Here is an 18,520-nt window from a genome sequence, read left to right as displayed (position 1 = left end):
AAGCCGCGACGCGGTATGCCTGATGCACCGTGGCGGCCTTTTCGCGGATGAATCCGCTCCTACACAGGCACGCCTGGGAATCACCCTGTAGGAGCGGATTTATCCGCGAAAGCCGCGACGCGGTATGCCTGATGCACCGCGGCGGCCTTTTCGCGGGGGAATCCCGTCCTACTCAGGCACGCCTGGGATTCACCCTGTAGGAGCGGATTCATCCGCGAAAGCCGCGACGCGGTATGCCTGATGCACCGCGGCGGCCTTTTCGCGGATGAATCCGCTCCTACACAGGCACGCCTGGGAATCACCCTGTAGGAGCGGATTTATCCGCGAAAGCCGCGACGCGGTATGCCTGATGCACCGCGGCGGCCTTTTCGCGGGTGAATCCGCTCCTACACAGGCACGCCTGGGATTCACCCTGTAGGAGCGGATTTATCCGCGAAAGCGGCGACGCGGTATGCCTGATGCACCGCGGCGGCCTTTTCGCGGAGGAATCCGCTCCTACACAGGCACGCCTGGGATTCTCCCTGTAGGAGCGGATTCCTCCGCGAAAGCCGCGACGCGGTATGCCTGATGCACCGCGAAAGCCGCGACGCGGTATGCCTGATGCACCGTGGCGGCCTTTTCGCGGATGAATCCGCTCCTACACAGGCACGCCTGGGATTCACCCTGCGGATTCATCCGCGAAAGCCGCGACGCGGTATGCCTGATGCACCGCGGCGGCATTTTCGCGGATGAATCCGCTCCTACACAGGCACGCCTGGGAATCCTGAGAGGCACGCAATTTCAAGACAGTTACAGGGGGCTGATCACTGCTCCAATATTTCCACCGCGCACGCTGCGATCCGCCGGCATGCCTCCTCCAGCCGCTCGCTGTCCAGCACCAGCCCCAGGCGCAAATGCCCCGCCGCGCTGGGCCCGAACGCCTCGCCTGCCAATACCGATACGCCGTGACGCTCCAGCAGGCGATCGGCGAAGGCCTGGGCGCCGATCCCGGTTTCACGGATGTCGATCATCACGAACATGCCGCCGTCAGGCTTGAGTGCGCGCAGCCCCGGGCAACCTTCCAAGGCCGCGCACACCCGGTCGCGGCGCTCGCGATAGGTGTCGCGCATGGCGTCGACTTCCGGCAGGTGACTGTTGATCGCCACTTCGGCTGCGTGCTGGACGAAGTCCGGCAGGCCATAAAGCATGCACAGCGCCAGGTGAGTGAGGTGATCGGCCAGCGCCTGCGGGGCGATCACCCAGCCGACACGCCAACCACTCATGGCGTGGGACTTGGACAGGCTGTTGATGGTCGCCGTGCGTTCGGCCATGCCCGGCAGGCTCGCGGGGCTGATATGTTCGCCTTCATACAGCAGCTCGCTGTAGACCTCGTCGCTGATCAACCACAGGTCGTGCTCGATGCACAGCGCTGCCAATTGCTCCCAGGTCGCCCGTGGCAGGCTGGCGCCGGTGGGGTTGTGCGGGCTGTTGATCAACAGGGCCCGGGTCTTGGCGGTGATGCGCGCGGCCACATCGGCGGCCTGCACCCGAAAACCCTGCTCGGGCCGCACCGGGACCGGCACGATGGTCGCGCCACACGCGCCGAACACCGCCTCGTAGGTGACGTACATGGGTTCGGCCACGAGGATCTCATCACCGGGGTCCAGCACGCAGTGTGCCACCGAATACACCGCGCACTGGGCGCCGGCCAGCACCAGCACCTCGCCCGGGTCAACCAGCCGGCCGCTGCGCTGGCCGTGGTGGCCGGCAATGGCCTGGCGCAGCGAGAGGTTGCCGCGCACCTCCGAATAATGGGTGTCGCCGGCCTGCAGGCTGGCCACGGCCGCCTCGACGATCGGCGCCGGGGTGTCGAAGTCCGGATCGCCGACCGACAGCAACAACACCTCACGGCCCTGCGCCATCAGTTCCAGGGCGCGGTAGTGAATGTTCCAGGCGGCGGCACCTTCGCCGGCGATTCGTTGGGTCAGGGCTGAATAACGCATGCTGTTCTCCTTACGCATGAACGCGGTGCCTGACCCTACCACTGTGCGAACCAGGCTTAAATCACAAAGCGTGCAACCATGCCGCTCAGGTCCACGGCCAAGCGCGACAGTTCGTGGCTGGCCGCGCTGGTCTGGTGGGCGCCGGCGGCCGATTGGTTGGCCAAATCGCGAATGTTCACCAGGTTACGGTCCACTTCGCGGGCCACCTGGGCCTGCTCTTCGGAGGCGCTGGCGATGACCAGGTTGCGCTCGTTGATCAGCGAGATGGATTCGGTGATCTGCTGCAGCGCTGTGCCGGCCTGGCGGGCCAGGTCCAAGGTGCTCTGGCTGCGCTGGCTGCTTTGCTGCATCGACTGCACCGCTTCACCCGTACCGTTCTGGATGCCGGCGACCATCTGCTCGATCTCGCGGGTCGATTGCTGGGTGCGATGAGCCAGGGCCCGAACCTCGTCGGCCACCACGGCAAAACCACGCCCCGCCTCACCGGCTCGCGCAGCCTCGATGGCGGCGTTAAGCGCCAGCAGGTTGGTCTGTTCGGCAATCGCCCGGATCACATCCAGCACTTGGCCAATGTCGCGCCCTTGCACCGCCAGGCCCTCGACCAGCACCGACGTCTGCTGCACGTCCTGGGTCATGGACTGAATCGCACCCACGGTATCGACCACCCGATCACGGCCCTGCACCGCCACCTGGCTGGACTCCTGGGAGGCCTGGGAGGTGGACACCGCGTTGCGCGCCACTTCTTCCACCGCCGCAGTCATTTCGTTGACAGCGGTGGCCGCCTGTTCGATCTCGTTGTTTTGCTGGGCCAAGCCCTTGGAGGCCTCTTCAGTAACGGCGCTCAACTCTTCGGCAGCCGAAGCCAGCTGGGTGGCGGAGCCTGCAATTTGCTGGATGGTGTTGCGCAGATTGCCCTGCATGTCAGCCAAGGCCGCCAGTAGCCGCGCCGGCTCGTCACTGCCACGGGCATCGATGGCCTGGGTCAGGTTGCCCCCGGCAATCGACTGGGCCGCCTTCACCGCCAGGTTCAACGGGTTGACGATACTGCGGGTCAGCAACAGGGCCAACAAAACGGTGGCCAAGCAGGCAAAGACCGACACCACCACCACGCCCCAATTAGCCGCGCTGTAATCTGCCGCCGAGCTGCTGTTGGCCTGTTGCGCACTGGCGCGATTGATGGCAACCAGACGATTGAGCTGATCGCCCATCTTGTCGGTACCGTCCTTGATCGCGCCATTGATCAGTGCGCGCATCTCGTCGACCTTGTCTTGCTGCGACAGGGCTAGCATCTGGCTCTGAGCATTCAAGTAGTTAGCCAGGGTATTGGAGAACTCACGATAAAGCGCGGCCTCTTCATTGCTTTGTGGCAAACCTTCATAATTGGCTTGGGCTTTCTTGATATTACCCACTAGTTCGTTAATACGGTTTTGCGTCTCCAGCAGCGCCGAGGGGTCGCGATTGACCAGCGTGCGAAACGAGACAATACGTAAACGCAGTACCCCTTCAACCAAATTACCCAGATAGCCCACGCTGGGCAACGCGTTGGTTTGTACATCAACCGCTGCTTGGCGGATCAGCGACATGCGGTTGGAGGAGAAGATGCCCAAGGCCACCACCAGCAAGGCGATGAAGGCAAATCCAAGGAAGGCGCGCGGCGCGATATTCAGGCTTCGTAGGCTCATGGCGATACTCTCAAATGGAGACGGCAAGCATCCATGCCATTGATCCAATGCACTGGCGAGCGCGTCCGGGTAAGCCACTGCCATACTCCGGATATCGGCTAAACTTTAGAAACATGAGTTACTTATTGAAAATATTTAAAGCTGGCCAACAGCGTAAAAATATGAACTTAGCGCGCAAACGTTGGCTTAAACGTTTAAGCCGAAACATGGCGTAACAGTGGCACTTCCATTGGTCGGGCATTTTATGACGTGGATCAAAAAACTGGACTTAAACTGCCATAACTCTTAAAAAACACGCATGCCGTTCACACGCCGATGCTATTTTTAACTTCAGTTTTGCGCTCGGCTCACCCTTGCAAAGGCCCCCTGCCCGCACCTCATTCACGGTTGCGAAAAGTTGCACGACGCATAAGGTAGGCACCATGAACAAAATGACCTTTCCCAACGCCTGCCAAGTCATGCGCTGGCATTTCCACCCGATGGGTTTCGAGGCGAGCATGGACGCGCCCAGCAGCATGATCGCCCGGCTGTTTGATCGCGCCAGTGGCGAAACCCTGATTGCCATCGCCGGGCTGCCGTGCGCCACGGTCATGAATGCCGCCGACGTTGAGCGCATCATCGAGGCCGTGGAGGCGGAACTGGAAGCCTTTATTCCGCCGCACTCATTGTCGGCACTTGGCTGATCAGCGCCTCTTTGCCGAGGGGGAAGGTTGCGGTGAAGGGGACCTGAGCGTACGCACATCCTCGAAAAACGCTTTATCACCCGCGACCTGGTCACTGGCCTTGGCCACCCCCGGGTTGTCTTGGGCCGGCTCATCGATGTACCAGTAACAGTGGCTCACCGCCCGCGTGACCGCCACGTAAGCCAGGCGCAATACCTCTTCCTTCTGCGCGTTGTCGTAAGCCTCGCTGTCCCCGGCCTTGCCTAGCCCCGCCAAGCGGTAGGCCTGGTTCTTCCAGGGCGAGCGAGTCACGTGCTGGCAGTCGCCCAGCAAGAACACCGCGTCGGCTTGCAGGCCTTTGGAGCTGTGGTAGGTCAGTTGCTTGAGTCGCCGGTCCTTGGCGGCCAGCGCCTGTTCCTGATGGATGAGCCCTTGCAGATAGGGCCCGGCCAGCGCGCGATCGCTGCCCTTGCGGTACAGCAGCAGGATCGAATCGCCGGCCTGGTAATGCGCGGTGATGCGCTGGGCCATGGCCTCGTCGTTACGGTCTAGCACCCTGACCGGGATCAATTCACGCTCGCCGCCTGCGGCCTTGGCCTTCTTGCCGGTGATGGCCGGCGCCGGGCGCACCAGGTGTTCGGCGGCGTCGATGATGTATTGGTGGCTGCGGTAATTGTCGCTGAGCATCACCTTGGTGGTGGCTGGCGAGGCGAACTGCTTGGGGAACTCCATGAAGTACTTGGGCGAACTGCCGCGCCAGCCGTAAATGGACTGCCAGTCGTCGCCCACGCACAATAGTGACGAGTGCTGCGCCGCCCAACCGGTGTGCAACTGCGGCCCGCGGCTGCGGATCTCGCGCAGGCAGGCACGCAGCCAGGAAACGATCTGCGGCGACACATCCTGGAACTCGTCGACCATCAGGTGCGACAGGCCACGCAGGCTGTCATTGCTCAGTTGCTTGAGGTTTTCCGGGCTGGTTTCGCCAAACAGGGCGAACATGCGGTTGTAGGTCATCACCGGAGGCGACTGCTGCAACAGGTGCGCCTCGAAGGCTTTCCAGTACAGGCTCAGCGCTTCGAAGAAATACCGGTCGCTGTCCTCGCTGGCAAAGCTCATCTGGCCAACGGTGGCGGACACGTCCAGGCCCAGGTTCTCGATAAACCCGGCGGCGCCCACGAAGCAGTCCAACAGCGGCGCGGTCACCAACTCGCCCTTGACCTTGTAGTCGAACCCCGGCCCCGCCACCGCATCGCCGGCCAGCGATTGCAGCAGGCGCTTGGCGGCCGCGTAGTTTTCCAGCCAGATCACCGGTTTGCTGCAGAACGCCTGGAACAACGTGCGCTTGATCACCCACTCGGCCCACACCGGCAATTTGGCACCGTTGCGCTTGATCTGCTGGTTTTCACCGGGGTCGAAGCCCAGCACCACCCAGGCGTCCATTTGCGCGATGTAGCCATGGCAGTGGAAAGCGCTGCCATTGATTTGCACCGGCGTACGGTTGGGCTCGATACCCTTGATCGGCCACGCTCCAGCGGCAAACCACAGGTCTTCGATGGTGTCGCACAGCTCTTCGTCACGCTTGGAGGACAACTCGGTCACCGCCACGCGCTTTTGCACGTCGGGGTGGTCGCGGTCCAGCTCTTTGAGCTGCAAGGCCTGGCGGCGCAGCGTGGCGATCAGCTCGGCGAAACGCTCGCTGCTGCCCAGCAAGTCGCGGTAGCACAGGTTCATCTGCTGGCGCTGGGCGTCGTTCAGGCGCAAGTCGAAGGGGTTGCTGTCGCTGTCCTCCTCCCCCGCGGTGGCCTGGTTGCTGAGGTTCTCGAATGCGCGCAACTGGCCGAAGCCCGGCAGGCTGCGCACCATCGGGAAAATCCGCGAGTGGAAGGTGCGCACCACGTCACGGGCATCCTTGAGCGCCAAGGCGTAGCCCCACAACGCGAACACCTGGATCAGCTTGTTGATGAAGTCTTTGCGTGACTCGCGGGTAAAGGTAACCACGGTCATGGCGCCCAACTCAAAGCCCAGGTAATGGTTAAGCAATAGCACCCGCAGCACCAGCGAGGTCGACTTGCCCGCCCCGGCCCCGGCAATCACGTAGGTGGCAGGCGTTTCGCTGAAAATCATCTTCCACTGCGCCGCGCTCGGCTGCGCATGGGCTGGCAGGCGCTGCGCCACGTCGGCCTTGATGCGCTTTTTAAGCTCGGCGGTCAGGGGCAGCTTCCAGTCGTCGAACAGGTAGTCATCCACCCCCGGCACGCCATGGCCTTCGGGGCGGGTGTCACGAATCAGCAGCACTTGGCGGCCCTCTTCGTAACCGTCCACCCGGCCCTCGTCGTAACCGTCCTTGACCCCTTCGGCGTGCCCGTTGCGCTGGCCCACGGCATGGCCATGGAACCAGGAGTCGCGATGCTGGGCCCGCAGCCGGCTCAAACCGCGGCCCAGCAAACGGGCGGTCAAGCGCTTGAACAACGACAACTGGGCAGGTGGCAACAATTCGGGCGGCTGCTGGAGCGGGGATGACGGCACGCGGACCTCATGAGGTGTCAATCGACAAACCTCATGTTCGCCTGATTCCTCACCTGAGGCCAGCTATTGCTTGCATATCAGCCATTTAGCGGACGAACCGGAGACATCGTCCCACTTGAAACTATCGATGAAGCTGATCATATCATCAAAGATTTTACGCTTTTTTTCGATAGGAAACCGGCCGATCATTAAGCCTTGAAAGCCCATCAACTCAGGAGATGACCATGCTTGAATTACGCCCCTTCAAATCCCTGGGCGGTGCCAACCACGGCTGGCTGGATGCGCACCACCACTTCTCGTTCGCCGAGTACCACGACCCCAAGCGCATGCACTGGGGCAACCTGCGCGTTTGGAACGATGACGTCATCGCCCCCGGCACCGGTTTCCCGCAACACCCGCACCGCGACATGGAAATCATCACCTATGTTCGCGAAGGCGCGATCACCCACCAGGACAACCTGGGCAACAAGGGCCGCACCGAGGCCGGCGACGTACAAGTGATGAGCGCGGGCACCGGCATTGCCCACAGCGAGTACAACCTGGAAACCAGCGCCACGCGTATTTTCCAGATCTGGATCATTCCCGATGAAAGCGGCGCGGCACCGTCGTGGGGCGCACGGCCGTTCCCTAAAGGTGAACGCAACGAAGGTTTCGTGACCTTGGCCAGCGGCAAGCCCGATGATGACGTGAGCCTGCGCATCCGCGCCAACGCACGCCTGGTGGCCGCGACGATCAAGGCCGGCGAAACCGCCGAGTACGTGCTGGCGGCTGGCCGCAAGGCATACTTAGTGCCAGCCAAGGGCGTGATCGAAGTCAACGGCCTGCGCGCCGAAGCCCGCGACGGCATCGCCGTGCAAAACGAGCACAGCCTGCGGGTCACGGCCTTGGAAGACGCCGAGATCGTGCTGGTAGACGTCGCCTAAGCACAGCCCCGAGCAGCGGCAAAGCCAGCGTTGGCAACAACGAAATTGGCTTTCCAAACAAGGGGCTAAAGTGCCATACCTCATGGTATTATGCCGCCGCGGTCCCGTACCGCCATCGGGTGAAACGAACTTCGAGCCTCACAAAACCCACTGCACGCACCATAGCGCAGGGGCGAAGCTTCGTCGGATCCATTCAATCCGCCACCCCGTGAAGTACAAAAGAATTAGTGTCACCCAAGTAGCTGAATCCAATAATGAACAAAAAGTCAGCACAGGTGGGACATATCAGCGAAGTCGATAGTGTCCTATCGACTTCATGTCCAGCCTCACGTGTTTGCCGAGTGCGTAAACCTTTGTCGACGGTATCTAGCCTGCCGTGAAAAGGTGCACCTCTTGGTCAGGCAGGGCGGGCGGACGGCGTTTATTAGAGGGATACACTGTGTTGAACAAAATGAACACGGCCTTGTTTGGCCTTGCGCTGTCAATGACGCTGGTGCCTGTGCACGCAGCCGAAACTAAAAAAGTCGATGTGTTGTTGGTTGGCGGCGGCATCATGAGCGCCACCCTGGGCGTGTGGCTCAACGAACTGGAGCCGGATCTGACCATGGAAATGGTCGAGCGCCTCGATGGCGTAGCCCAAGAAAGCTCCAACGGTTGGAACAACGCCGGTACCGGGCACTCCGCCTTGGCCGAGTCGAACTACACCCCCTACGGTAAAGACGGCAAGATCGAGATTACCAAGGCGATCGAGATCAACGAGGCCTTCCAGGTCACGCGTCAGTTCCTGGCCTGGCAGGTCAAGTCGGGCGTCTTGAAAAACCCGCACTCGTTCATCAACTCTACCCCGCACATGAGCTTCATGTGGGGTGACGATAACGTCAAGTTCCTGAAGGCCCGTTACGAGGCGCTGCAAACCAGCCCATTGTTCCGTGGCATGCAGTACAGCGAAGACCAAGCGCAGATCAAGCAGTGGGTCCCACTGATGATGGAGGGGCGTGACCCCAACCAAAAGATCGCTGCCACCTGGTCGCCGATCGGTACCGACGTCAACTGGGGTGAAGTGACCCGCCAGTACGTCGCTGCCCTGCAGACCAAGCCTAACTTCAGCCTGAAGCTTGGGAGCGAAGTCGAAGAGATCACCCGCAACAAGGATGGCGGCTGGCACGTCGAGTACAAAAACCTGAAAGACGGCACCACCCACGGCACCGACGCGAAATTCGTGTTCATCGGCGCTGGCGGCGGCGCGTTGAAGCTGCTGCAAAAAGCCGACATCCCTGAAGCTCGCGAATACGGCGGCTTCCCGGTAGGCGGCTCGTTCCTGGTGACTGATAACCAGGACATCGCCCTGCAGCACATGGCCAAGGCCTACGGCATTGCCTCCACCGGCGCACCGCCCATGTCCGTGCCGCACCTGGACACCCGCGTGCTGGACGGCAAGCGCATGATCCTGTTCGGGCCATTCGCCACCTTCTCCACCAAGTTCCTCAAGCAAGGCTCGTACCTGGACCTGCTGTCGACCACCACCACGCATAACGTGTGGCCGATGACCAAAGTGGGCGTTGAGCAGTACCCGCTGATCGAGTACCTGGCCGGCCAGTTGATGATGTCCGATGACGACCGCTTCAATGCACTCAAAGAGTACTTCCCACACGCCAAGAAAGAAGACTGGCGCCTGTGGCAAGCCGGCCAGCGCGTGCAGATCATCAAGCGCGATGCCGAGAAAGGCGGCGTGTTGAAGCTGGGCACCGAAGTCGTGTACGCCCAGGACGGCACGATGGCTGGCCTGCTGGGTGCCTCCCCAGGTGCCTCGACTGCAGCCCCGATCATGATGGGTGTGCTTGAGAAGATCTACAAGGACAAGGTCGCCACCCCGGCCTGGCAGGAAAAGCTGCACCAGATCGTGCCTAGCTATGGCACCAAGCTGAACGACAGCCCTGCCGCCGTACAGAAAGAATGGAACTACACCGCCGAGGTGTTGCAACTCAACACCCCACCGGTGATCGACCAGACGGTAACCGTGCAACCTGCGGCCCAAGACAAGGCAAAAGCAAAAGAGAGCAATCCTGCTGCTGACATGGCCTTGTAATCTGTAACTGAAAAAGCCCCGCGCAGCCTTGGCTGCGCGGGGCTTTTTTGTGCCCTAGCGGAACCTGGGCAACGGCCGATCAACCTTCAGCGACGTCAGGGTCCTGTTGACCAACTGCTCCTCTGCCTCTACCGCCTTCAGGCTGTCGCGAATCTTCAGGGCGGCGGGCGAATCGCCCTGGCGGTCGATCCAGTCGGCGATGACCTTGCAGGCCGAAGTCAACTCGCTTTGGCGGTGATTGATGACCGTGAGCAACGTGGTGATGTTTTCTTTGTCATACATGGCGGCTTCCTCTGTTCTGCGAAGCAAGTATAGCAGCGGGTTCGAAAAGCCCATGGCGAGCTGAACACCCCCATGCTTCCAGGCGCGCTCGCAGGCGACCGGGGGCCTGGGCCGTCAAAGCTTGAAGGTGCCCACCAAACCCTGCAGGTGAACCCCAAGGCGCGCCAACTCGATGCTCGAGGCGGCGGTTTCTTCGCTGGCCGCCGAGGTTTGCTCGGAGATGTCGCGCACGTTCAACACGCTGCGATTGATCTCTTCGGCCACTGCCGCCTGTTGCTCGGCCGCCGCCGCGATCTGCTGGTTCATCGACTCGATGGACGACACCGAGCGGCTGATGTTCATCAGTGAGGAACCGGCGCGGCGGGTCAACTCGACGCTGCTGTCGGTCAACGTGCGGCTGTTCTCCAGGATGCTGGCCACCTGTTGGGTACCGCTTTGCAAACCGCCGATCAAGGCCTCGATCTCCTCAGTAGAGGCCTGGGTACGCTGCGCCAGGCTGCGCACTTCATCAGCCACCACGGCAAAGCCACGCCCTGCCTCACCGGCACGCGCCGCCTCGATGGCAGCGTTGAGCGCCAGCAGGTTAGTTTGCTGGGCCACCGCCTTGATCACATCCAGCACGGTGCCGATCTTGTCGCTTTCACGCTTGAGCTCACTCATGGCATCGGTGGAGTTGCGCACCTCGGTGGCCAGGCGCTCGATCTGGGTCATGGCCTGGGCCACCACCTCGTCGCTGTCGCGGGCATCCTGGCTCGCCGTCACTGCCGCGTGGGATGCCTGTTCGGCATTGCGCGCCACCTCTTGCACGGTGGCGGCCATCTCGTTCATGGCGGTGGCCACTTGGTCGGTCTCGACTTTCTGGCTGTTGACCCCGGCGCTGGTCTGCTCGGTCACCGCCGACAGCTCTTCGGCGGCGCTGGCGATCTGCACCACGCCGTCGCGGATACCACCAATCAGCCCACGCAGGCTCACGGTCATGCTCTGCATGCTGGTTTGCAGTTGCCCCAACTCATCACGGCGGGTCACGTTCAGGTCATGGCTAAGGTCACCACCGGCCACGCGCTCGGCAGCCTTCAGGGTGTCCATCAGCGGGCCCACGATCAACCGGGTGATCAACCAGGCGGCCAAAATGCCGAACACCAACGCCAAGGCCGCGGCCCCACCCAGCCACAGATTGGCCTGGTTCACGTCATGATCACGCTTGGTGGTCTGCCCGGTCGCCAGCTGCTTGCTGGCCTCCAGCAAGCTGGCAATGTCGGTATTGAGCGCATCCTGGGCCTGGCGCGATTTATCTTCGCTACCGGCCACCCCGATGGCCTGGGAGAAATCCTTGAAATGGGCCCGGTACTGGTCCAGCGCGCGATCGGCTTGATCCACCCATCGCAGGCTTTCGGGTGTTTCCAGTTGCGCGCGAACATCGTCGACATGGCGGTCCAGGATGTCGATGGACTTGACCACGCCACTGGCATGCTCGCCATCGGGTTTCAGGGTGTAGGACAGGCGCGCAATGCGCAGGTCGCGGGCTTGCTCGTTGAGTTTGGAAATTTCCGCCAGCTTGTCACCGCGGTCACTCAGCGAGCTGAGCCCCTGCCACCCGGTGAACGCGATCAGCACCGTCAGCGCCAACACAATCGCAAAACCCAGCGTGAGTTTTGCCCGAACGCTGATATTCCCCAGCCCTTGTGTGATCGATCCCAACATCAAGCAGTCTCCGCCATAAAAAGTGTCAGTGTGCGAGGGCGGTCCGGCGATTGTCGGGCCCCTCCATGAGCAATGAGCAGTAGCGCTACGTGATTGCCATGATATCAAACTGACACTATCTAAATCGGGCGGTTCCAGACCCATGTCGAAAGATTTTAAGTTTTTGTCGAATAATCGTAACTATCTGCTACCGAAAGGGTTTTTCAGGAGCAGCTGCTCGCGACAGCCCCAATCGAGTCGATAGGCCGAGCCTGATCTGATCTTGATCTTGATCTTGATCTGCTTTTGATCTTGATGGTGTGCCCCGTAAAGCGCCCGGGCCGACTGGAGGCGTCGCTCAAGGGGCGGCCCGCAGGGCCCGAGGCGTAGCCGAGGGAGACGGCAGCCGGCAAGCTTCTATAGCCGGTGCCGTCTGCCCCTTGAGCGACGCCGGAAGGAGGGGACCCGCAGCGCAGCGGAGGGCCCAAGCAGGGGCAAGCCCTTTTTGCTTACTTTTTGTGGCGTTTGACAAAAAGTAAGACGCCGTAAGGGCGGACAGGTGAAGTGGCCTCTCCCGAAATAATGGATATGCTCACGACCCTCAGAAGCGGGATTCGGATGCCTTACACATATCCATTGGTTAGGGTGATGCCGAATCACCTTTCCGGCCTTACGCCGGCTCACTTTTTGTCAAACGCCACAAAAAGTAAGCAAAAAAGGCTTGCCCCTGCTTGGGCCCTACGCTGCGCTACGGGTCCCCTCCCTCCGGCATCGCTCAAGCGGACGACGGCCCGGAATAGAAGCTCCTCCGGCTCCGTCTCCGGCGGCTACGCCTCCGGCCGCTTGATCGACGCCTCCAGTCGGCCCGGGCGCTTAATGGGGCATACAATCAAAATCAAAAGCCAAGCAGATCAAGAGCAGATCAAGAGCAGCCGTGATCCTGATCCTGATCTTGATCCTGATCTTGATCTTGATCTTGATCTTGATCTTGATCTTGATCTTGATCTGCTTTTGATCTTGATTGTATGCCCCGTAAAGCGCCCGGGCCGACTGGAGGCGTCGATCAAGGGGCGGCCCGAAGGGCCCGAGGCGTAGCCGAGGGAGACGGCAGCCGGCAAGCTTCTATAGCCGGTGCCGTCTGCCCCTTGAGCGACGCCGGAAGGAGGGGACCCGCAGCGCAGCGGAGGGCCCAAGCAGGGGCAAGCCTTTTTTGCTTACTTTTTGTGGCGTTTGACAAAAAGTAAGACGCCGTAAGGGCGGAAAGGTGATTCGGCATCACCCTAACCAATGGATATGCCCACCGTCCTCGGAGCATGCTTCAAAAATCATGTACATATCCATTACCAAGGGCGCGGCCACTTCACCTTTCCGGCCTTACGCCGGCTCACTTTTTGTCAAACGCCCGGTGTGCCGGCCCAGCCAAAAAATAAGCAAAAAAGGCTTGCCCCTGCTTGGGCCCTACGCTGCGCTACGGGTCCCCTCCCTCCGGCATCGCTCAAGCGGACGACGGCCCGGAATAGAAGCGTCTCCGGCTCCGTCTCCGGCGGCTACGCCTCCGGCCGCTTGATCGACGCCTCCAGTCGGCCCGGGCGCTTAATGGGGCATACAATCAAGATCAAAAGCCAAGCAGATCAAAAGCCAGAGCCAAAGCCGAAGCAGAGCCAGAGCCAGAGCCAGAGCCAGAGCCAGAGCCAGATCGGGCCATCAGTTACCCCGAGACCTGGTCCTTGCCTGCCGCTTTGGACTGGTAGAGGGCTCGGTCACAGCGCGCCACCAATTCGGCTTGGGTCTCGTTGTCGGCGCGCTCCACCACGCCCACGCTCAGGCTCACCTTGAAGTGCCCCGCCGCGAGCCACGCCTGGCGGATTTTCTGTGCCACCACGCGGGCAGCGTCCAGGGTGCTTTCGGGCAATACCACCATGAACTCGTCGCCACCCCAGCGGGCCACCAAGTCCACCTCACGCACGCAGCCCTTGATGCTATCTGCCACACGCATAAGCGTCTCATCACCTTGGGCATGGCCATGGGCGTCATTGATCAGCTTGAAATCATCCAGGTCAACCAGGATCAGCGAAAGCGGGTGGCGGAAGCGATTGGCTCGCTCGCACTCGTGCAACAGCACGGTTTCCAGGCGGTAACGGTTGGCAACCCCAGTAAGGGTATCGCGCTCGGCCAGATGGCGGTTTTCGTCGAGTTGAAGCTGCAACTGCCGGTTGACCTCGGACAGCTCACGGGTACGCTGCGCCACCACCGCTTCCAGTGACTGGGCACGGCGCTCCAGCTGTTCGACCAAAAGCTTGCGGTCGTGGATGCTGCGATGGGCGCCGAACATGCGCGCCACGCTGCCATCGGGGTTACGCGCCAGCACCTCGCCGCGGTCTTCGATCCACAGGTAGCTGCCGTCCTTGCACAGGCAGCGGTACTCCACTTGGTACTGCGGGGCGCGCTGATGGATGTAGGCGTCGAACGCCGCCATCACCCGTGGAAAGTCATCCGGGTGGATCACCTTCTCCCACGTGAACACGGTATTGGCCAAGGCGTGGGGCGAGTAGCCGAGCATCCGGTACCAGCCCGGGTTGCGGTAGACAAAACCACTGTTGGCGTTCCAGTCCCAGATCCCGTCACTGATCAGCTCAAGAATGCTGTGCAACATGTCCTCGTTGAGGTCAGCGGCATCGATCTTCAACCCGTTATTGGATTCCTCGTTCATCGCAGCGCTCCTGCTGACCTGAAATAACCCACGGGGAATTTAGCAGGTCGAAGGTTGAGGCGACAGCCAGCAACTGCGTTCGCTGATCGCACACATCCGCCTCAAACGGTTAAAGCCCTTGCGCCTGAAGGCGATAAACCACTCAGCGGACCCTTCTGACAACAACAATCCAGAAGCGCCTGGCCCCCTTTGGGTAGGTGACGAGTTCGCACACACTTTCGATCCCTGGAGTTGGTCGTCATGCTTGCTCATCTGAAAATTCGTACGGGAATGTGCGTGATTTTGGCGCTGTTCGTGGTTGCACTGCTGTTTTCCACCGTCAGCGCCTGGCGCGCTGCCGAAGAAAGCGATGCCCAGGTACAGGAACTGCACCGCACCGCACTGCAGGCCGACCGCCTGAACAACGCCTTGCTGATGGCCATCCGTACCAGCGCCAACGTGTCGTCCGCCTACTTGGAAAACCTCGGCGGCCAGAGTGAAGCGTCCAAGGCGCGATTGATTCGCTCGCAAGACATCTGGCGCTCGGCCATGGAACTGGTCAACCATTACGCCGCCACGCTGGCTCCGCAAAACACCGCCTTGGGGCAGCAACTGGAAAGTTCGTTCAGCGAGTACGGCAAAGCCATCGACGGCCAGCGCTCGGCCACCAGCAACAATGACTTGGCGGCCTACTTTCGCGCCAATCAGGACGCCACCGTGGCCATGGGCAAGCTGCAGGAACAACGCAACGCACTGATGCAGGCGCTCAACACCCGCAGCGAAGCGTTGATGGCCACCACCGATACGCGCCTGAACCAGGCGAAGATCATCGCCAGGGTGCTGTTGCTCACCACCGTGTTGCTGGCGGCCCTGTGCTGGACCTTCCTGACCGCCCGCGTGCTGCGCCCCTTGAGCCTGGCTGGCCAGCACTTCAAGCGTATTGCCGGGGGCGATCTGCGCGAACCGATCCAGGTGCAAAACCGCAATGAAATCGGCGAGCTGTTTGCCGAACTGAGCCGCATGCAGGACAGCCAGCGCCAGACCATCGCGCACATCAGCGCCTCGGCCCAGCAATTGGCCAGTGCCGCCCAGCAGCTCGATAGCGTGACCGAAGAGGCCAACCGTGGCGTGCAGCAGCAAGACCAAGAGCTGGAACAGGCCGCCACTGCAGTCACCGAAATGACCACCGCCGTTGAAGAGGTGGCGCGCAACGCGGTATCGACCTCCCAAGCGGCCGAAGCCTCCAACGCGCTGTCCCAGCAAAGCCGCCAGCAGGTGCAGGACACCATCGACGGCACCCATGCCATGGCCGCGGACATTCAGGGCAGTTCTGAACTGATCCAGACCCTGGCCGGCGAAACTCGCGACATCGGCAAGGTGCTCGACGTGATTCGCGCCATCTCCGAGCAAACCAACCTGCTGGCCCTCAACGCCGCCATCGAAGCGGCCCGTGCAGGGGAAGCCGGCCGCGGTTTTGCGGTGGTGGCCGACGAGGTGCGCACCCTCGCCCACCGCACCCAGCAATCAACCCGCGAAATCGAGGCGATGATCGCCCGCCTGCAAAATGGGACCGAGGCGGCCGTCAGTTCCATGCGCTCAAGCACCGAAAAGGCTCAGGTCAACCTCACCCTGACCCAGGCCTGCGGCGAGGTGCTGGAGCAGATCTACGCGGCCATCGGCGAGATCAACGAGCGCAACCTGGTGATCGCCAGTGCCGCGCAGGAACAATCCCACGTGGCGCGGGAAGTGGACAGCAACCTGATCAACATCCGCACCCTGTCGATCGAGTCGGCGGCGGGTGCCAGCAAAACCCGGGCGGCCAGCCAGGCGTTGTCGGGGTTGGCGGGTGAATTGAATACGCTAGTGGCGCGGTTCAGGGCGTAGGCCTCAAGCATCACTGCGTTTTCATTGCCTCAACGCGAAAGCCCGCGCTGCACCGCGTACGACAACGGCAACGTCAGCAACAGCATCACTGCAAGCGTCACCATGGCCACCGGCACCCCGGTGGCATCCCCCAGCCGGCCGAACACCACCGGCGCCAGCGCGCCGCCGCCGATGGTGCCGGTGTAGAACAGCGCGAAGGCTTGTTCGCGCTTGTCTGGCCCGGCCAGATCCGGCACCACGCCGTACAGTACCGACGAGGTGCCGTTCAAGGCCAGGCCCAGCAGCGGCAGCATGGCCATCAAGCCGAAATAGGGTAAGAACACCGCCAAGATGATCATCAGCGAGGTGGCCGACTCGGTCAGCCATACGGTTTTCATCATGCCGATGCGCGCCCCCAGGTAGCCGCACAGCAACTTGCCGAACGCGCCCCCGATGAACAGCAGTGTCAACGCCAGGCCAATGCCCGCGGTGCCGGCGCCTTTACTTTTCAGCAAAAACGGCAGGAAGGTCAAAAAGCCCATGCGCACCGCGCTGTCCAGGGCGCCGGTGGCCAACAAGGCACGCAGGCCGCCGGGCGAACCTGCGCTGGGGGCGGTGTTGGCGGCTTTTGATGAACGCACGTGGGCCGGCTCGCGCGCCGGGATCAGCCACCACAACAGGGCCGCTGCGGCCAGGCCAAGCAGGCCCATCAAGGTGACGCTGGTACGCCAGTCGACCACGATCAGCAGCAGGCCGATCAAGCCAGGCAACAGGGTCTTGCCAATGTCGCCAGCAAAGTTGTACTGCGACAATGCCTCCTTGACGCCACCGCCAGGCTCATAGGCATCAGTGATCAGCGAAGACGCCAACGGGTGCTGGGTACTGGCACCCAGGCCACCGACCATCAGCGCCAGCAGCAGCACGGTCAAGCCACCTGCCTGGCCCACCAACAGGTAAGCCAGCCCCGCGAGTGCAGTACCGCCGACCAGCAGGCGCTCGCGCCCCCAGCGTTTGGCGGCGCGGCTGGCCAATAGCTGGAAACCGGCCATCATTCCTGAATAGGCACCGCGCAGCAGCCCGACCTGGGCCAGGCTCAGGCCGAACTGCACCTGCCATATCGGCAGCAATACGTAGATCAGATCGGTCAGGCCATCGTGTACCGCGTGGGCGCTGCAACCGGCGAGCAAGGCGCGGCGGCGTGTGTTGGTCTGCATGGCAGGTTGTTCGCGCAAAGCTGCTGGGTTGTTCATCAGGTCGCCAGGCTTTTTATGGGTTTATCACTGAACACTGGGAAACATTTGGCAACATCATGGCGATCCAAAGCCCAGGACACAAGGCGAATAAGGCAGTCTGACAGGCCATGGCACGGTACAACTCACTGTGGGAGCAGAGCTTGCTCGCGATGCGCCATGGCCTGTGTGCCTGGGGTGAATCTTCATTTCCCCTCAGGCTGCTTCGCCGCCCTTGTAGACCAACTGGTAGCCGATCCCGAACACCGTCTGAATAAGCGGCACCTCGAACGGCTTGTCGACCGCCTGGCGCAACAAATACAAGTTGGTGCGCAGGCTGTCGCTGTTGGGCGGGTAATCGCCCCACACCGCCTGTTCCAGTTCACGCCGGGTGACCACCGCCGGGCTTCGGCGCATCAACAGTTCGAGCATTTTCAGGCTGGTGGGCGTCAGGCGTAGCGATGTGCCCTGGCGGCTAACGTGCAGCGTGTCCAGGTCATAGGCCAGGTCATGGATACTCAGCACGCGCGAGTTGCGCCGCTTGAGCCGCCACACCAGCGCCTCGATGCGCGCCATCAACTCGGCCAACGCGAATGGCTTGACCAGGTAATCGTCGGCACCGGACCTGAAGCCTTCCAGGCGATCGGATAAGGCATCGCGCGCCGTGAGCATGATCACCGGGGTGTCTGCGCGCGAGCTTTCGCGCAAGCGCTGGCATACCTGGGTGCCGTTGATGCCGGGCAGCATCACGTCCAGTATCACCATGTCGAACGCCCGGGTGGCCGCCAAGTGCAGGCCGGTCAGGCCATCCTCGGCGCCGGTCACCTGGCAGCCGCGCGACTGCAGGTACTCGGTCACGTTGGCGAGAATATCGCGGTTGTCTTCTACCAGCAGAATCTGCATGCCGCCTTCCTTC

General features: G+C 61.7%; 13 protein-coding genes and 2 pseudogenes. 6 read left to right on the top strand and 9 right to left on the bottom strand.

Going from position 1 to position 18,520, the window contains the following annotated elements; translation table 11 throughout:
• Positions 1-803: 803 nt before the first annotated feature.
• Together L9B60_RS24160 and L9B60_RS24155 are read right to left on the bottom strand one after the other, a co-directional pair.
• Entirely contained in the window at positions 804-1,982 is a 1,179-nt protein-coding gene (locus tag L9B60_RS24160) for a pyridoxal phosphate-dependent aminotransferase (protein WP_249673486.1), read from the bottom strand.
• Between the two features lie 56 nt (positions 1,983-2,038).
• On the bottom strand, positions 2,039-3,664 hold the full coding sequence (locus L9B60_RS24155) for a methyl-accepting chemotaxis protein (RefSeq protein WP_249673485.1): 1,626 nt from the start codon (positions 3,662-3,664) through the stop codon (positions 2,039-2,041).
• A 422-nt stretch (positions 3,665-4,086) separates the two neighbouring features.
• Between L9B60_RS24155 and L9B60_RS24150 the strand changes: the two genes are divergently transcribed.
• Positions 4,087-4,347, top strand: coding sequence for a DUF1652 domain-containing protein (locus L9B60_RS24150; RefSeq protein ID WP_249673484.1), 261 nt, complete (start codon positions 4,087-4,089; stop codon positions 4,345-4,347).
• Here L9B60_RS24150 and L9B60_RS24145 read toward each other — a convergent pair whose 3' ends face one another.
• Positions 4,348-6,852 carry a UvrD-helicase domain-containing protein gene (locus L9B60_RS24145; RefSeq protein ID WP_249673483.1) on the bottom strand — a complete coding sequence of 835 codons (2,505 nt, stop codon included), beginning with the start codon at positions 6,850-6,852 and terminating at the stop codon, positions 4,348-4,350.
• 224 nt (positions 6,853-7,076) lie between these two features.
• On the opposite strand from L9B60_RS24145, the gene L9B60_RS24140 reads away from it, so the two are divergent.
• Both L9B60_RS24140 and mqo read left to right on the top strand, forming a co-directional pair.
• The gene (locus tag L9B60_RS24140) at positions 7,077-7,775 is read left to right on the top strand and encodes a pirin family protein (protein WP_249673482.1); all 699 of its coding nucleotides are present in this window, start codon (positions 7,077-7,079) and stop codon (positions 7,773-7,775) included.
• 451 nt (positions 7,776-8,226) lie between these two features.
• The gene (gene mqo, locus L9B60_RS24135; protein WP_249680033.1) at positions 8,227-9,861 is read left to right on the top strand and encodes a malate dehydrogenase (quinone); all 1,635 of its coding nucleotides are present in this window, start codon (positions 8,227-8,229) and stop codon (positions 9,859-9,861) included.
• Positions 9,862-9,915: 54 nt separating this feature from the next.
• Here mqo and L9B60_RS24130 read toward each other — a convergent pair whose 3' ends face one another.
• The 3 genes and pseudogenes from L9B60_RS24130 to L9B60_RS30750 form a co-directional block, all read right to left on the bottom strand.
• Complete coding sequence (locus tag L9B60_RS24130) at positions 9,916-10,143, bottom strand: hypothetical protein (protein WP_249673481.1); 228 nt, start codon at positions 10,141-10,143, stop codon at positions 9,916-9,918.
• A gap of 114 nt (positions 10,144-10,257) precedes the next feature.
• Complete coding sequence (locus L9B60_RS24125) at positions 10,258-11,331, bottom strand: methyl-accepting chemotaxis protein (RefSeq protein WP_438866155.1); 1,074 nt, start codon at positions 11,329-11,331, stop codon at positions 10,258-10,260.
• Between the two features lie 135 nt (positions 11,332-11,466).
• A pseudogene (locus tag L9B60_RS30750) lies at positions 11,467-11,844 on the bottom strand (methyl-accepting chemotaxis protein); the annotation flags it as partial.
• An 822-nt stretch (positions 11,845-12,666) separates the two neighbouring features.
• Here L9B60_RS30750 and L9B60_RS24120 point away from each other — a divergent pair.
• Positions 12,667-12,918, top strand: a complete 252-nt coding sequence (locus L9B60_RS24120; RefSeq protein ID WP_249673479.1) for a hypothetical protein — start codon at positions 12,667-12,669, stop codon at positions 12,916-12,918.
• A 613-nt stretch (positions 12,919-13,531) separates the two neighbouring features.
• Here L9B60_RS24120 and L9B60_RS24115 read toward each other — a convergent pair.
• Positions 13,532-14,533 (bottom strand): sensor domain-containing diguanylate cyclase, encoded by a 1,002-nt coding sequence (locus L9B60_RS24115; protein WP_249673478.1) that lies wholly within the window; start codon positions 14,531-14,533, stop codon positions 13,532-13,534.
• A 240-nt stretch (positions 14,534-14,773) separates the two neighbouring features.
• On the opposite strand from L9B60_RS24115, the pseudogene L9B60_RS30745 reads away from it, so the two are divergent.
• A pseudogene (locus L9B60_RS30745) lies at positions 14,774-15,535 on the top strand (Tar ligand binding domain-containing protein); the annotation flags it as partial.
• Positions 15,533-16,396: a methyl-accepting chemotaxis protein gene (locus L9B60_RS30740; RefSeq protein WP_438866154.1), complete on the top strand. Its 864-nt coding sequence runs from the start codon at positions 15,533-15,535 to the stop codon at positions 16,394-16,396. The pseudogene L9B60_RS30745 and the gene L9B60_RS30740, both read left to right, overlap by 3 nt.
• Before the next feature lie 29 nt (positions 16,397-16,425).
• Here L9B60_RS30740 and L9B60_RS24105 read toward each other — a convergent pair whose 3' ends face one another.
• Both L9B60_RS24105 and L9B60_RS24100 read right to left on the bottom strand, forming a co-directional pair.
• The gene (locus L9B60_RS24105; RefSeq protein WP_249673476.1) at positions 16,426-17,625 is read right to left on the bottom strand and encodes an MFS transporter; all 1,200 of its coding nucleotides are present in this window, start codon (positions 17,623-17,625) and stop codon (positions 16,426-16,428) included.
• A 195-nt stretch (positions 17,626-17,820) separates the two neighbouring features.
• Positions 17,821-18,507, bottom strand: a complete 687-nt coding sequence (locus L9B60_RS24100; RefSeq protein WP_249673475.1) for a response regulator transcription factor — start codon at positions 18,505-18,507, stop codon at positions 17,821-17,823.
• Between the last annotated feature and the right edge of the window lie 13 nt (positions 18,508-18,520).

Source organism: Pseudomonas abieticivorans (assembly GCF_023509015.1).
GTDB lineage: Bacteria > Pseudomonadota > Gammaproteobacteria > Pseudomonadales > Pseudomonadaceae > Aquipseudomonas > Aquipseudomonas abieticivorans.
This window is presented reverse-complemented; position numbering and strand designations above follow the sequence as displayed.